Annotated in this window: 9 protein-coding genes; 1 reads left to right on the top strand and 8 read right to left on the bottom strand. The window is 73.5% G+C overall.

The window, feature by feature from the left end; translation table 11 throughout:
• Window positions 1–4: 4 nt before the first annotated feature.
• From scpB to ABZ495_RS19005, 8 genes are all read right to left on the bottom strand, one after another.
• Window positions 5–649, bottom strand: a complete 645-nt coding sequence (gene scpB / locus ABZ495_RS19040; RefSeq protein WP_359808211.1) for an SMC-Scp complex subunit ScpB — start codon at window positions 647–649, stop codon at window positions 5–7.
• Window positions 650–1,038: 389 nt separating this feature from the next.
• Window positions 1,039–2,064: a segregation/condensation protein A gene (locus tag ABZ495_RS19035; RefSeq protein ID WP_359808213.1), complete on the bottom strand. Its 1,026-nt coding sequence runs from the start codon at window positions 2,062–2,064 to the stop codon at window positions 1,039–1,041.
• 186 nt (window positions 2,065–2,250) lie between these two features.
• On the bottom strand, window positions 2,251–2,934 hold the full coding sequence (locus tag ABZ495_RS19030; RefSeq protein WP_352296123.1) for a hypothetical protein: 684 nt from the start codon (window positions 2,932–2,934) through the stop codon (window positions 2,251–2,253).
• Window positions 2,931–4,097: a ParA family protein gene (locus ABZ495_RS19025; RefSeq protein WP_329490171.1), complete on the bottom strand. Its 1,167-nt coding sequence runs from the start codon at window positions 4,095–4,097 to the stop codon at window positions 2,931–2,933. Before ABZ495_RS19025 ends, ABZ495_RS19030 begins: the two co-directional genes overlap by 4 nt.
• Window positions 4,098–4,624: 527 nt before the next feature.
• Window positions 4,625–5,740, bottom strand: coding sequence for an alanine dehydrogenase (gene ald, locus ABZ495_RS19020; protein ID WP_329490170.1), 1,116 nt, complete (start codon window positions 5,738–5,740; stop codon window positions 4,625–4,627).
• A gap of 261 nt (window positions 5,741–6,001) precedes the next feature.
• Complete coding sequence (locus ABZ495_RS19015; RefSeq protein WP_359837005.1) at window positions 6,002–8,431, bottom strand: tetratricopeptide repeat protein; 2,430 nt, start codon at window positions 8,429–8,431, stop codon at window positions 6,002–6,004.
• A gap of 311 nt (window positions 8,432–8,742) precedes the next feature.
• Window positions 8,743–9,381, bottom strand: a complete 639-nt coding sequence (locus tag ABZ495_RS19010; protein WP_359837003.1) for an NUDIX hydrolase — start codon at window positions 9,379–9,381, stop codon at window positions 8,743–8,745.
• A gap of 182 nt (window positions 9,382–9,563) precedes the next feature.
• Window positions 9,564–11,240, bottom strand: a complete 1,677-nt coding sequence (locus ABZ495_RS19005) for a CTP synthase (protein ID WP_329490166.1) — start codon at window positions 11,238–11,240, stop codon at window positions 9,564–9,566.
• A 725-nt stretch (window positions 11,241–11,965) separates the two neighbouring features.
• Here ABZ495_RS19005 and ABZ495_RS19000 point away from each other — a divergent pair.
• Window positions 11,966–13,960 carry a glycoside hydrolase family 15 protein gene (locus ABZ495_RS19000; RefSeq protein WP_359837002.1) on the top strand — a complete coding sequence of 665 codons (1,995 nt, stop codon included), beginning with the start codon at window positions 11,966–11,968 and terminating at the stop codon, window positions 13,958–13,960.
• The last annotated feature ends 55 nt before the right edge of the window (window positions 13,961–14,015 follow it).

Here is a 14,015-nt window from a genome sequence, read left to right as displayed (position 1 = left end):
CCCCCTATCGATCGAGCGGAGCCCGATCGGCTTCGCCACTGCCGTCCGCAGCCTGCGCGGCAGCGGCGGCGACCGCCTCCGCGATCATCGTGCCCTCCAGGGACTCCGCTTCCACGTCGTCGACCTCGGGCAGGAAGGGAGCGAGTTCCGGCAGCTCATCCAGGCCGCGGAGCCCCATCCGTTCCAGGAAGTAGTTCGTCGTCCGATACAGGATCGCACCTGTTTCGGGCTCGGATCCGGCCTCTTCCACCAGTCCTCGCTGTACCAGGGTACGCATCACGCCGTCACAGTTCACACCACGGACGGCTGAGACCCGTGATCTGGACACCGGCTGCCGGTAGGCGACGACCGCCAGAGTCTCCAGCGCGGCCTGGGTCAGCCGGGCCTGCTGGCCGTCCAGGACGAAGCGGTCGACGGCCGCCGCGCAGTCGGCCCGGGTGTAGAACCGCCACCCGCCGGCGACCAGCCGCAGGTCGAAGCCCCGGCCCTGGGCGGTGTACTCGGCGGACAGCTCACGCAGCGCCGACGCCACCTCCTCCCGCGACCGTTCGAGGACGGACGCCAGGTGGGCCTCCCGGGCGGGCTCGTCGACGACCATCAGAATCGCCTCCAGCTCCGCCCTCAGCCCGGGCCGGTCCGCCGCCTCCAACCCGACGGGCCCGGACGCGGGCGCCGCAGGCGCTGGCGCAGGAGCTGGTGCAGGCGCAGGCGGCGCAGGCACAGGCACAGGCGGCGCGGACACCCGCCCGCCTCCCCCCGCACCGCAAGTCGACGGGGCCGACTTCTGGTGCACCACCAGGGCCTCGGACGCCACCGGACCGGGCTCGACCCCCCGCGCCCCACCAGGAGCCGATCCACCAGGAGCAGCGAAAGCACCAGGAGTCACGGGAACCACGGGCGCGGCAGCGACCTCCCCCTCCCCGGCCGCCGCCTCCCCGACCACCCCCGGCGCCGGCTCCAGCCACTCCTGGGCCCTCGGCTGCCCCGGCACGCCGAGCGGACGCCGCACCCGCCGCTTCCCGCCGTCCGCCCCAGTCGTCATCGCTCCTCCTTCTGCTCACCGGCCGGCCGGTCGAACTCGTCCGTCACCTCGACCACACCCCGGTCCTCCTCGGCCACCCAGCGCACCAGCAGCTCGCCCAAGGCCTCGGGCTGCTCGAAGGCGAGCACCCGCTCCCGGTACAGCTCCAGCAGGGCCAGGAAGCGGGCGACCACCACCAGGGTGTCCGGCGCGTCGGCGACCAGCTGCTGGAAGGACGCCTCGCCCAGCTCGGTGAGCAGCCCGACCACCAGCCCGGCCTGTTCCCGCACGCTGACCGGCGGACTGTGGATGTGGTCGACGTAGACGACCGGCTCCGGCCTGGGCGCCATCGTCCGCGCCGCCAGCTGCGCGAACCGCTCCGTGCCGATGCTGATCACGACCTCGGGGAGCAGCTGCGCGTGGTGGGGCTCCAGTCCGACGGTCCGGGGGCGCCGGAGCAGTTCGGCGGCCCAGCGGTCGCCGAACAGGGCCGCCGCGCGCTTGTAGGCCCGGTACTGCAGCAGCCGGGCGAAGAGCAGGTCGCGCGCCTCCAGCAGGGCGAGGTCCTCCTCGTCCTCGACCTCGGCGGCTGGCAGCAGGCGGGCGGCCTTGAGATCGAGGAGCGTCGCGGCGACCACCAGGAACTCGGTCGCGGCGTCCAGGTCCCAGTTCGCGCCCATGGCCCGGATGTGTGCCATGAAGTCGTCGGTGACGGTGGCCAGCGCCACCTCCGTGACGTCCAGCTTGTGCTTGGCGATCAGGCTCAGCAGCAGGTCGAAGGGGCCCTCGAAGTTCTCCAGCCGCACCCGGAAGCCACCGCCGGGCGAACCGGCGGCCGTCCCCGGCCCGTCTGCCGCAGCCGACCCCTCTGCCGTACCCGGATCGGTCCCCGCAGCGACGCGAACGCCCGCGTCGACGGTCTCACCGGGCCTGACGGACCCCTTGGCCCCACCCGACCCGCCAACCCCGAGGAACGCATCGGATCCGGCGGTCCCATCGGCAGCGACGGACCCGGCGGCGGGCGATTCGGGGGTGCTCGGCATAACGGTCCATCTTCACCCGGCGGCCGCCGCCCGCCCCGCGCCGGGGCCGCCGACACGCCGCACGCACCGCCGGGCGCCGCCGGTCACCGGTACAACGCCGGACCACCGGCCCAGCGCCCCCCCAGAGGCATCACGAGCCCACCAGCACCACCGGCACCACAAGCGCCGCAAGGCGCCCCGCAGGCCTCAGCGCCCGCGCAGCCGCCGCACCAGGATGCTCGCCTCGCCGCGCTGCTCCAGATCGGCCAGCACGACCGCGATCGCCTCCCGGACGATCCGGCCGCGGTCCACCGCCAGCCCGTGCTCACCGCGGAGCACCAGCCGGGTGTGTTCGAGGTCCATCAGTTCCTCGGCGGACACGTACACGGTGATCTTCTCGTCGTGCCGCTCCCGCCCGGTGGGGCGGCGCGGTGCCCGTCCACGCGGCCTGGGGCGCCCTGTGGCGCCCGCCTGGTCCTCGGTGGCACCCGCGTGCTGGCGCGGCGCCGGAGCGGCGCCACGGCCGCCCTGAGCCGTCTTACCGGCCTGCGCGGCACCCGCCGCGCCCCCGGCCGTACTGCCCGCCGCGCCGGACTGCCCGATGCCCTGGGCCCCGCCCGGCTGGGCGGGGGCCGGCACCGAGGCGCCGCCCGCCGAGTGGTGCTCGCGCGGCCGACCGGCCTCGCCGCCGTTCGCGGCGCCTCCGGTCGCACGACCCGCGGCACCGCCGGTGCCGTCGTCGGCGCCCTCGGCACCGTCCGGGCCGGCACCGTTGACGGCCCGCGCGGTCTCCGGTCTGGGCGCCTCGGCGGCCGGACGCGGCGCGAGGGACGGCGACAGCGCCATCCCGCCGGTGGTCCGGAACAGCTCGTCGGCACCCGGGAGACTCACTCGGCGGGGCGGCACCGGTCGAGCACCTCCCTGGCGAGCTGGCGGTAGGCGGCGGCACCGACCGAGTTGGTCGCGTACGTCGTGATCGGCTCACCGGCGACGGTGGTCTCCGGGAAGCGCACGGTCCGCCCGATGACGGTGTGGAAGACGTGCTCGCCGAACGCCTCGACGACCCGGGCCAGCACCTCACGGCTGTGCACGGTGCGCGAGTCGTACATGGTGGCCAGGATGCCGTCCAGGCGCAGCTCGGGGTTGAGCCGCTCGCAGACCTTCTCGATCGTCTCGGTCAGCAGCGCGACACCGCGCAGCGCGAAGAACTCGCACTCCAGCGGAACGATGACGCTGTGAGCGGCCGTCAGGGCATTGACCGTCAGCAGGCCCAGCGAGGGCTGGCAGTCGATGATGACGAAGTCGTAGTCGGGCAGCAGCGGCTTCAGGGCGCGCGCCAGCGCGGACTCCCGGGCCACCTCGCTGACCAGCTGCACCTCGGCGGCGGAGAGGTCGATGTTGGAGGGCAGCAGGTCCATGCCGGGCACCGCGGTCTTCAGCAGCACCTCATCGGCCGTCAGGCCGCGCTCCATCAGCAGGTTGTAGACGGTGACGTCGAGTTCCATCGGGTTGACGCCGAGACCGACCGAGAGCGCGCCCTGCGGGTCGAAGTCCACGAGCAGCACCCGGCGGCCGTACTCGGCCAGCGCCGCGCCCAGGTTGATGGTCGACGTGGTCTTGCCGACGCCGCCCTTCTGGTTGCACATCGCGATGATCTGCGCGGGGCCGTGCTCGGCCACCGGTGCGGGGATCGGGAAGTACGGCAGCGGACGGCCGGTCGGGCCGACCCGCTCGCGCCGCTGGCGCGCGGCGTCGGGGGCCAGCGTGGCGGCGTACTCCGGGTCCGGCTCGTACTCGGCGTCCGGGTCGTCGTAGGCGCCGTAGGCGAACTCGCCGTAGGCCAGGCCGTGGGCCGGCAGGTCGACGTCGTAGTCGGTCACCGTGGTCACCTGTGCTGTGTTCTGTCGTGCTTCGAAAGTGCGGAGTGCGACCGAGCCGACCTCGGCCGAGCCCACGGTGGCCTGCCGGGCCCCGGACTCCTCACTCGGCTGGACGGCGGTGTGCTCCGCCAGTCCTGGCTGACCACCCCCGGGAGCAAATGTCGACTCATTCACAAGTCGTCTTACCTCCTTGGGCATCCAGGACTCTATGTCGATTCGTCAGCGTGGCAGCATGCCGACGGTTTGCGACTCTAGGCCGTTCAAGGCGTTCGCAGCAACACAATCCACGGTAGTGGGCAGGATGTGTCGACTATCGGGCAACCCTCTGTCAAGGGATGCGCGGGCCCTTGACCCTAACGTTTCTGCGGTCGGGTGACACGACCCACAGAAATTGACGACAGAGCGACCCGCCCACATCGCCCCCGTTCACGCGTCCGGATCGGCGCCACTCACCCACCCCGACCACCCCCGTTCACGCGTCCGCGTCGGCACCGTTCACCCGCCCCCGTGGACGCCGCCCACCCGCCCGCCTCGGCGCCGTTCGCGGGCATGGCGAAGCCCCCGATCCGAGGACCTCCGGCCCGCTGGCGGACGAGGAGGAAGGGTCGGGGGCCTACGGGCCGTCCCACCGGGAACGGCCCAGGTCGGAGCGGTCCGCGCCGGCGTGGCGCGGACCGTCCCGGACCGGGGGGAACCCGAGATCAGGCGAGCACGCTCTCCAGGGAGACGGACTCCAGGCCGAAGGCCTCGGCGACGGCGCCGAAGGTGATCTGGCCCTCGTGCACGTTCAGGCCCTTGGCCAGCGCCGGGTCACGGCGCAGCGCGTCCTTCCAGCCGCGGTTGGCCAGCTCCACGATGTAGGGCAGCGTGGCGTTGGTCAGCGCGTAGGTGGAGGTGTTCGGGACGGCGCCCGGCATGTTGGCCACGCAGTAGAAGACCGAGTTGTGGACCTGGAAGGTCGGCTCGGCGTGCGTGGTGGCGTGCGAGTCCTCGAAGCAGCCGCCCTGGTCGATGGCGATGTCGACGAGCACGGAGCCCGGCTTCATACGGGAGACCAGCTCGTTGGTGACGAGCTTCGGGGCCTTGGCGCCCGGGATCAGCACGGCGCCGATCACCAGGTCGGCCTCCAGGACGGCCTTCTCCAGCTCGAAGGCGTTGGAGGCGATGGCCTTGATCTTGGTGCCGAAGACCTTGTCGGCCTCGCGCAGCTTGTTGATGTCGCGGTCGAGCAGGGTCACCTCGTAACCCATGCCGATGGCGATGGTGGCCGCGTGCCAGCCGGAGACGCCACCGCCGATGACGACGGCCTTGGCGGGGTGGGTGCCGGGCACGCCACCGGGCAGCACGCCGCGGCCGCCGGCCGGGCGCATCAGGTGGTACGAGCCCACCTGCGGGGCCAGCCGGCCCGCGACCTCGGACATCGGCGCGAGCAGCGGCAGGGCGCCGTTGGCGAGCTGCACGGTCTCGTACGCGATCGCGGTGGTGCCGGACGCGACCAGCGCGTCGGTGCCGGCGCGGTCGGCCGCCAGGTGCAGGTACGTGAAGACGGTCTGGCCCTTGCGCAGACGGTGGTACTCCTGGGCGATGGGCTCCTTGACCTTCAGCAGCAGGTCGGCGGTGGCCCACACCTCGTCGGCGGTGGGGAGGATGGTGGCGCCGGCGGCCACGTACTCCTCGTTGGGGATCGAGGAGCCGAGACCGGCGTTGTCCTCGATGTAGACCTCGTGCCCGTTGCGGACGAGCTCATGCACGCCGGCGGGCGTGATGGCCACGCGGTACTCGTGGTTCTTGACCTCGCGGGGGATGCCGACCTTCACGGCTAAACACGTCCTCTTGCCATGGGGGTCCCTACCGGAGAAGACCGGCGGGCGACGCGCACGTGGGGAAGCCTCCGGACGACACCGGGGCATGGATCGCTGCGCGACTGAGTTCGAGTGTAATGAAGCCCAGGCGGCGTGTCAGCCTTCCAAAGCGAACAAATCTGCCGGACACATTGGCAGGTTCGTAGGCTTCCCCAGCGATCTTCCCGCCAAAGCAATGCCAACCAGGCATCTCCGACAATACTCCGGAACCCGCCCCTACCACCCGCCGTCGAGGCGTTCCCGCAGCTCCGCGAGGGCGTCGCCGACCACCTGCTGCCCGCGCTCGTCGCCCAGCCTCCGCAGCACCGACAGGGAGGCCCGGTACTCCCGCTCGGCCTCCTCGAACCGGCGCTGCGCGGTGTGCGCCTCGGCCACCCGGGCGAGCAGCCGGGCCTCGGCGGCGTGGTCGCCCATCGCCTGCCGCAGGGCGAGCGCCCGCCCGTACCAGTCGGCGGCGCGAACCGCCTCGCCGAGCGCCCGGTAGCAGCCCGCCGCGCCCTCCAGGGCCCGGGCGCAGAGCGCCTCGTCGTCGGCCGACCGGGCGTGCTCCAGGGCCGCCCGGTAGTGTGCGCAGGCCTGCTCCCAGCGGCCGGCCGCGGCCTGGAGGTCCCCCAGATTGAGCAGCGCGGCGGCGGCCCGGCGCGGTTTGCCGTGGCGTTCGGCCACGGTCAGCACCTGCTCGTGCAGCTGGTAGAGGTCGGCGGGAGCGGCCGCGCCGGTCAGCGGCAGCGCCCGGAGCAGGGCGGTGACCAGCCGGCCGGCCGAGCCGTCCAGATCGCCCTGGCCGATCGCGTCGGCGACCGCGCCGAGCAGGACGTCGCGCTCGCCGAGCAGCCACTGCCGGGCGTCGGCGGCGGAGCGCAGCCGGAGCGGGCCGGGCAGCGGGTCGGGGCCGGGGCCGCCGGCCGGGTCGAGCAGCGCGCGGGCGGATTCGGTGAGCCGGACCAGCCGCTCCAGCAGCCGGGCCCGGGCCAGTTCGACCTCGGCGGGCCGGTCCTCGCTCTCGCGCAGCCGGACCAGCCGGGGGTAGAGCCGGCCGGGCACCCGGTAGCGCGGGGTCCCGTCGGCGGCGGGGGGCTCCGCACCGAGCAGCTCCCGCTCGGCGAGCGCGGCCAGCATGGTGGCGGCCTCCGGCGCCGGGCAGCCGACCAGGGCCGAGGCGGTCCGCAGGTCGGCCGTCTGCCCCGGTGCGAGGGTGAGCGCCCGCAGCATCCGCGCCTGGGCGGCCGACAGCGTGCCGTAGAGCAGGGTGAACGCGCCGATCAGCGGATCGTTGTCCGGCACCGGAACGGGCTCGGCAGGTTCGGGCCCGGGCTTCACCCAGGCCGCGGGGTCCGTCACCGGGACGGCGGCAGCGGCGGCAGCGGCCGACTCCACCTGCTCGGCCGTCGAACCGACCCTACCGGCCGTCCCGGCCGTCCCGGCCGTACCGACTGCACAGCCCGCAGCGGCACCGGCGGTCCCCGGCTTTCCGGCGCCGCCCGGCCGGCCGGGCCGCTCCGGGGCCGGGACCTGCTCCGGAGCCGGCGCGGAAACGTGCTCCGCGGGCTGCGTCCCGCCGCGCCGTTCGCCGCGCTTCGCTCCGCCCCGCGCGGGCCCGGCGGGACGCCTGACACCCTTCCCGTCCCCCGGACCGGCCCCGGCCCCGGCGCCGCCCGGAGCCCGCCCGTCCGCCCCGGTCCCGGCCTTGGGCCCCGCACCGACCCCCGCACCGGCCCCCGCGTGCAGGGCGCCGCCCTTCGTACGCCCCGGCCCACCGGACGCGCCGGGACCGCCCCGGGCGGTCTCCTTCCCCCCGGAAGCCGTCTCCCCGGCCGCATGCACCCCACCGGCCGCCTTCGCGCCCCCCGCCGGCTTGGCGTCGGCCTCCCGCACCGCCCGCGCCAGCTCCTTCGCGGCATCCGTCACCGCCAGCTTCGGATTGCCCCGCAGCCACCCCGCCATCAGCCGCAGTGCCGCCGGCCGGGCCGCGCAGGCCTCGGCCAGGTCGGCCCCGCCGACCGGGTCGCAGCTGATCCTCGTCCCGCCGACCAGGTCCCCGAGCAGCTCCCCCGAGGCCTCCCGGTCGAGCCCGCCGAGGATGACCGGGTCGATGTCCTCGATGCCGGTGAGCGGCCCGGCGGTGGTGGCCAGGACGAGGCAGCCGGGCTCGTCCGCGAGCAGCGGCCAGAGCTGTCCGGCGTCCCGCACGTCGTCCAGCAGCAGCAGGGCCTTCCGCCCGGCCAGCGCCTCGCGCAGCGCGACGCAGGCCGGTTCGTCCCGGCTGTCCTCGACGGCGCCGGGCAGCGGGACGCCCGCGACGTCCGCGCCGAGCTGCTCCAGCAGCCGGCGGGCGGCCCTGGCGGGCGGCACCCGGCCGCCGTCCGGGGTGGAGAGCCGGGCGAACAGCACACCGTCGGGGTAGTCGGCGGCGACCGTGCGGGCGAACCGGACGGCCAGGGTGGTCCGCCCGGATCCGGGCCGGCCGGCCAGCACCAGGACCCGGCTGCGGCCCTCGGCCGGGCGTGCGGCGGCGGCCCGCAGGGCGGCGAGCTCGGCACGCCGGCCGACGAGCAGCGCGGGACCGGCGGGCAGCCGGTCGAGCCCGGGAACGTCCTCGACGGATACGCCGGGCCCCGCGTCCATGGTCGCCGTCTTCCTCGCCACCCGTGCCACTCCCGACGTCACCCAGCGCTCAGCGGAGGCGGCCCGGGACGGGCGCCCTGTCTGCGAAGCGTAGTTCGACCGTCCGGCTCCGCCGAGGTGACATCCGGTCGTACGAACCGGTAAGTCACCCCTGCGGGTCAACCGCGGGGTGACGCGCCGTCCACCGGCCCGCTGGGAAGGTCACCCCAGGAAACAGCACCCCAGGAAGCAGCACCCCACGAAGCAGCACCGCAGAAGCGTCACCACGCGAAGCAGCACCGCGGAGTCGTCACCCCCACGAGCAGCACCGCGCCGAGGTCACGCCGGAGGTGTCACGCCGAGAAGGGCCGCGCCGGCCACGGCGAGTCGGCCGGGCGCAGCGCGGCCAGGCCGCCGGACCCGGTGAGCGCGGCGTGCACGGCGAGCGTGCCGGTGATCAGGGTGGGGTTGTGCAGCTCCCCGGCGTGGATCAGCCGGATCAGCTCGGCGACCGGCACCCGGGCGGTCTCGATCTCCAGTTCCTCGCCGTGCGCCTCGTAGCGCTCGCCCTCGGCGGCGGTGAGGTCGGTGGCGAGGAAGAGCCGCAGCGCCTCGTCCGTGCCGCCGGGCGAGGTGTAGAAGTCGACCAGCACCCGCCAGGTGTCGGCCTTGCAGTGGGCCTCCTCGTACAGCTCGCGCTGGGCGGCGTGCAGCGGGTTCTCGCCGGGGACGTCGAGGAGGCCGGCCGGCAGCTCCCAGAGCCGCTGGCGGACGGGGTGGCGGTACTGGCGCAGGATCAGCACCCGCTCCTGGTCGTCCAGCGCGAGGACGGAGACCGAGCCGGGGTGGGTCTGGTAGTCGCGGCGGGCCCAGCTACCGTCGGGCATCCGGACCTCCTCGGAGCGCACGCCGGTGACCTTGCCCTGGAAGGGCGTCGCGGTCCCCCGGGTCTCCCACTCCTCGGCCACGTCAAAGATGCTCTGGTCGTCCATCGCTCTCCCCTTTTCGTCAGTACGACACAATCTAACGCCGGACGGCGGCCCCGCGGGAATCGCGGGGCCGCCGTCCGGTGACGTGTCGACGACTACTCCCGGCCGGCGCCCACTGCTCGGCGCCGACCACCGGGCGCCGAGCAGTGGGTACCGACTACCGGGTACCGACTACCGCGTACCGACTACTGGGCGGCCGTCTTGATCTCGATGGCCGCCTTGACCAGACCCGCGAACAGCGGGTGCGGGCGGGTCGGGCGGGACTTCAGCTCCGGGTGGGCCTGGGTGGCCACCAGGTAGGGGTGCACCTCGCGCGGGTACTCGACGTACTCGACGAGGTCGCCCTTCGGGGAGAGGCCGGAGAACTGCAGGCCGGTCTTCTCCAGGTCGGCGCGGTACGCGTTGTTGACCTCGTAGCGGTGGCGGTGGCGTTCCTCGACGTACTGCTCGCCGCCGTAGACCTCACGGACGATGGAGCCCTCGGCGAGCTTGGCCGGGTAGAGGCCCAGTCGCATCGTGCCGCCCAGGTCGCCCTTGCCGTCGACGATCGCCAGCTGCTCGGCCATGGTGGAGATGACCGGGTACTTGGCGGCCGCGTCGAACTCGGTGGAGTTGGCCTCGGGCAGGCCGGCCAGGTTGCGGGCGGCCTCGATGACCACGCACTGCAGGCCCAGGCAGAGGCCCAGCAGCGGGATCCTGTTCTCCCGGGCGTAGGTGATCGCGGCGACCTTGCCGTCCACACCCCGGTCGCCGAAGCCACCGGGGACGCAGATCGCGTCCACGTCGCCGAGCTGCGCCTGGGCGCCCTCGGGCGTCTCGCAGTCGTCGGAGGTGACCCACTTGATCTCGACGCGGGCGTTGTTGGCGAAGCCGCCGGCGCGCAGCGCCTCGGTCACCGACAGGTAGGCGTCCGGCAGGTCGATGTACTTGCCGACCAGCGCGACCTTGACGATGTGCTGCGGCTCGTGGACGCGGCGCAGCAGGTCGTCCCAGGTGGTCCAGTCCACGTCGCGGAACGGGAGGTCCAGCCGGCGGACCACGTACGCGTCCAGGCCCTCGCCGTGCAGGACCTTGGGGATGTCGTAGATCGACTTGGCGTCGATGGCCGCGACCACGGCCTCCTCGTCCACGTCGCACATCAGCGAGATCTTGCGCTTGATGGCCTGCGGGACCTCGCGGTCGGCGCGCAGCACGATGGCGTCCGGCTGGATGCCGATGTTGCGCAGCGCGGCCACCGAGTGCTGGGTGGGCTTGGTCTTCAGCTCGCCCGAGGGGCCGATGTACGGCAGCAGGGAGACGTGCACGAAGAACACGTTGTCCCGGCCGACCTCGTGACGGACCTGGCGGACGGCCTCCAGGAAGGGCAGCGACTCGATGTCACCGACCGTGCCGCCGACCTCGGTGATCACCACGTCGACGTCCTCGGTCGCCATCCGGCGGATCCGGGCCTTGATCTCGTTGGTGATGTGCGGAATCACCTGGACGGTGTCGCCCAGGTACTCGCCGCGGCGCTCCTTGGCGATGACCGTCGAGTACACCTGGCCGGTGGTGACGTTCGCCGAGCCGTGCAGGTTGGTGTCGAGGAACCGCTCGTAGTGGCCGACGTCGAGGTCGGTCTCGGCACCGTCGTCGGTGACGAAGACCTCGCCGTGCTGGAACGGGTTCATGGTGCCCGGGTCCACGTTGAGGTACGGGTCGAGCTTCTGCATCGTCACGCGGAGTCCGCGGGCCTTGAGCAGGGCGCCCAGGCTGGAGGCGGTGAGGCCCTTGCCGAGCGAAGAGGCGACACCCCCGGTGACGAAGAGGTGCTTGGTCGTCACGGCGCGGCCGTTCGATGCCTTGCCGGAATGGGGCTGTGCCAAGAGGGGGCTCCCGTGGGTCGCGTGTCGAAGGTGACGTGGGCGGGAAGCTCTCGGCTCGCCTGGCGCGACGGGAGTGCGGTGTGGTGCACGGCACTCGATGAGTCGTCGGTTCGGCTGGTCCGGGGCGTTTGATCCCACCGGTCCACGGGATACCAGGGTATCAGTGCCCCGGCCCGGACGCGTTCCGGCCCGCTCGCGGCGCTCGGGAACCACTCCGTCGGCGCACCACCGGCGCACCACCCGGCGCACGCGTCACACCGGTCGCACCACCGGCCCGAGCGGGCCACTCCGCGGCGCTCGGGCGGGTCATGGAGCCCCCTCCCGACGGACCATCCGGAGGTGATCCTTCCGAGCCATCCTTGACGGCTCCCCCACGATGCACGGCATTTCCGCCGAATTGTGGCGCCACGCAGGGCTGCGCCCGCGTGCTTCGCCCCTTTCGTCCGTCGTAAGCTGCACGGACGCATCGCCGACAGCACGAGCAAGCGGAGGGCGTGGGAGGGCAAGGACACCTCTCGGTCCCCGATGCGCGACCGGACCTCCCCGTTATCCAGCACCTCCCCACCCACCCTGGGGCTCGACCGAGCCCCGCGCGGACACTCCAGCAAGGCCTGTCACCACCCCCGGCAGGCCGGACGTCCCGGGGTGACCCCCGGCCCCGCAGACCCGCTGGCTCTCCCCGGATCGCCGATGCGTCGTGACCACATTGCGAACTGGAGATCCACGTGGCCGGCCGTATCGAGGACTACGCACTCATCGGGGACATGCAGACCGCTGCCCTGGTCAGCAGGGACGGAGCGGTCGACTGGCTGTGCCTGCCCCGCTTCGACTCGCCGGCGGTGTTCGCCGGCCTGCTGGGCACCGATGAACACGGCTTCTGGCGGATCGGCCCGGCCGAGGTGATGGCCGCCGAGCTGCCGGCCACCCCCGCGCCGGCCCCCGACACCCCACACGTCCGGTACACCGACACCGGCGACCTGCGGGTCCCCCCGCCCACCGCGGCCGCGCCGGCCGTCCCCGCCGACCGGCGCCGCTACCGGGGCGACTCACTGATCCTGGAACAGGAGTGGGACTCCCGGGGCGGCAGCGTCCGGGTGATCGACTTCATGCCGCCGCGCCCGCTGGCCGGCCGGGACTCCGTCCCGCAGATGATCCGGATCGTCGAGGGCCTGTCCGGCACCGTCCGGATGCGCTCGGCGGTGCGGATGCGGTTCAGCTACGGGCGCGTCGTGCCCTGGGTGCACCGCGTCGAGCAGGCCGACGGCGGCCACCGGACGGTGGCCGTGGCCGGCCCCGACTCGGTCTGGCTGGACGGCGAGGCCGACACCTACGGGCGCAACCTCACCACCTACGCGGACTTCACCGTCCAGGCCGGCGAGCGGATCGCCTTCGCGCTCACCTGGCAGGCCTCGCACCTGGACGCGCCCAAGGCGCCGGACGCCGAGGAGATGCTCGACGCCACCGCGGACTTCTGGCACGAGTGGGCCGGCCAGTGCACCTACCAGGGCCCCTACCGGGAGGCGGTGATCCGCTCGCTGATCACCCTCAAGGGCCTCACCTACGCCCCCACCGGCGGCATCGTCGCCGCCCCCACCACCTCCCTGCCCGAGGACATCGGCGGCGAGCGGAACTGGGACTACCGCTACACCTGGCTCCGCGACGCCGCCATCACCCTGTCCTCGCTGCTGCGCACCGGCTACCGCGACGAGGCCCGGGCCTGGCGCGAGTGGCTGCTGCGCGCCGTCGCCGGGGACCCGGAGAACCTGCAGATCATGTACGGCATCGCCGGCGAGCGCGAGCTCACCGAGTCCTCGCTGGACTGGCTGCCCGGCTACGAGGGCTCCCAGCCCGTCCGGGTCGGCAACGGCGCCGCCGGCCAGCTGCAGCTGGACGTCTACGGCGAGGTCGTCGAGGCCCTGCACCTGGCCCACATGACCGGGCTGGTCCGCAACGACCACGCCCACCACCTCCAGCTGCGGCTCATCGACTACCTGGAGGACCACTGGACCGAGCCGGACGAGGGCATCTGGGAGGTCCGCGGCCCGCGCCGGCACTTCGTCCACTCCAAGGTGATGGCGTGGGTGGCGGTCGACCGGACCATCAAGCTGCTGGAGCAGAACCCCGAGGACGCCCCCTCCGACGGCCACCTGGAGCGCTGGCGCACGCTGCGGGCGACCATCCACCGCGACGTCTGCGAGAAGGGCTACGACCCGGAGCGCAACACCTTCACCCAGTACTACGGCGGCAAGGAGCTGGACGCCTCGCTGCTGCTGATCCCGCAGGTCGGCTTCCTCCCGCCGGACGACAAGCGGGTGATCGGCACCATCGAGGCGATCCAGCGCGAGCTCTCCACCGAGGACGGCTTCGTGCTGCGCTACCCGACGCACGACGAGAGCGGCAACAACGTGGACGGCCTCTCCGGCCACGAGGGCGCGTTCCTGGCCTGCTCGTTCTGGCTGGCCGACGACCTCGCCATGATCGGCCGGGTGCAGGAGGCCCGCGAGCTGTTCGACAAGCTGCTGTCGCTGCGCAACGACCTCGGCCTGCTCGCCGAGGAGTGGGACCCGCGGGAGAAGCGCCAGGTCGGCAACTTCCCGCAGGCCTTCAGCCACGTCCCGCTGATCGACACCGCGCTGCGGCTGACCGCCTGCGGCGGGGCCTACCTCTCCGCCCAGCCGGACGCCCCGGCCGTCGACCGGGTCGAGCAGGCCACGGTCTGAGCGGTGCCTGCCCGGGCGGCCACGGCCCGGGCAGGCCCGGTCCCACCCGTCGCGG

The organism is Kitasatospora sp. NPDC005748 (assembly GCF_040630735.1).
Lineage (GTDB): Bacteria > Actinomycetota > Actinomycetes > Streptomycetales > Streptomycetaceae > Kitasatospora.
Note: the sequence above shows the minus strand (reverse complement) of the source record. Positions and strands in the feature narration are given on the sequence as shown.

Coding starts and splice junctions, on each gene's coding strand:
- ABZ495_RS19010 (WP_359837003.1), bottom strand. CDS start 9,381: ATGGACGACCAGAGCATCTTTGACGTGGCCGAGGAGTGGGAGACCCGG.
- ABZ495_RS19035 (WP_359808213.1), bottom strand. CDS start 2,064: ATGCCGAGCACCCCCGAATCGCCCGCCGCCGGGTCCGTCGCTGCCGAT.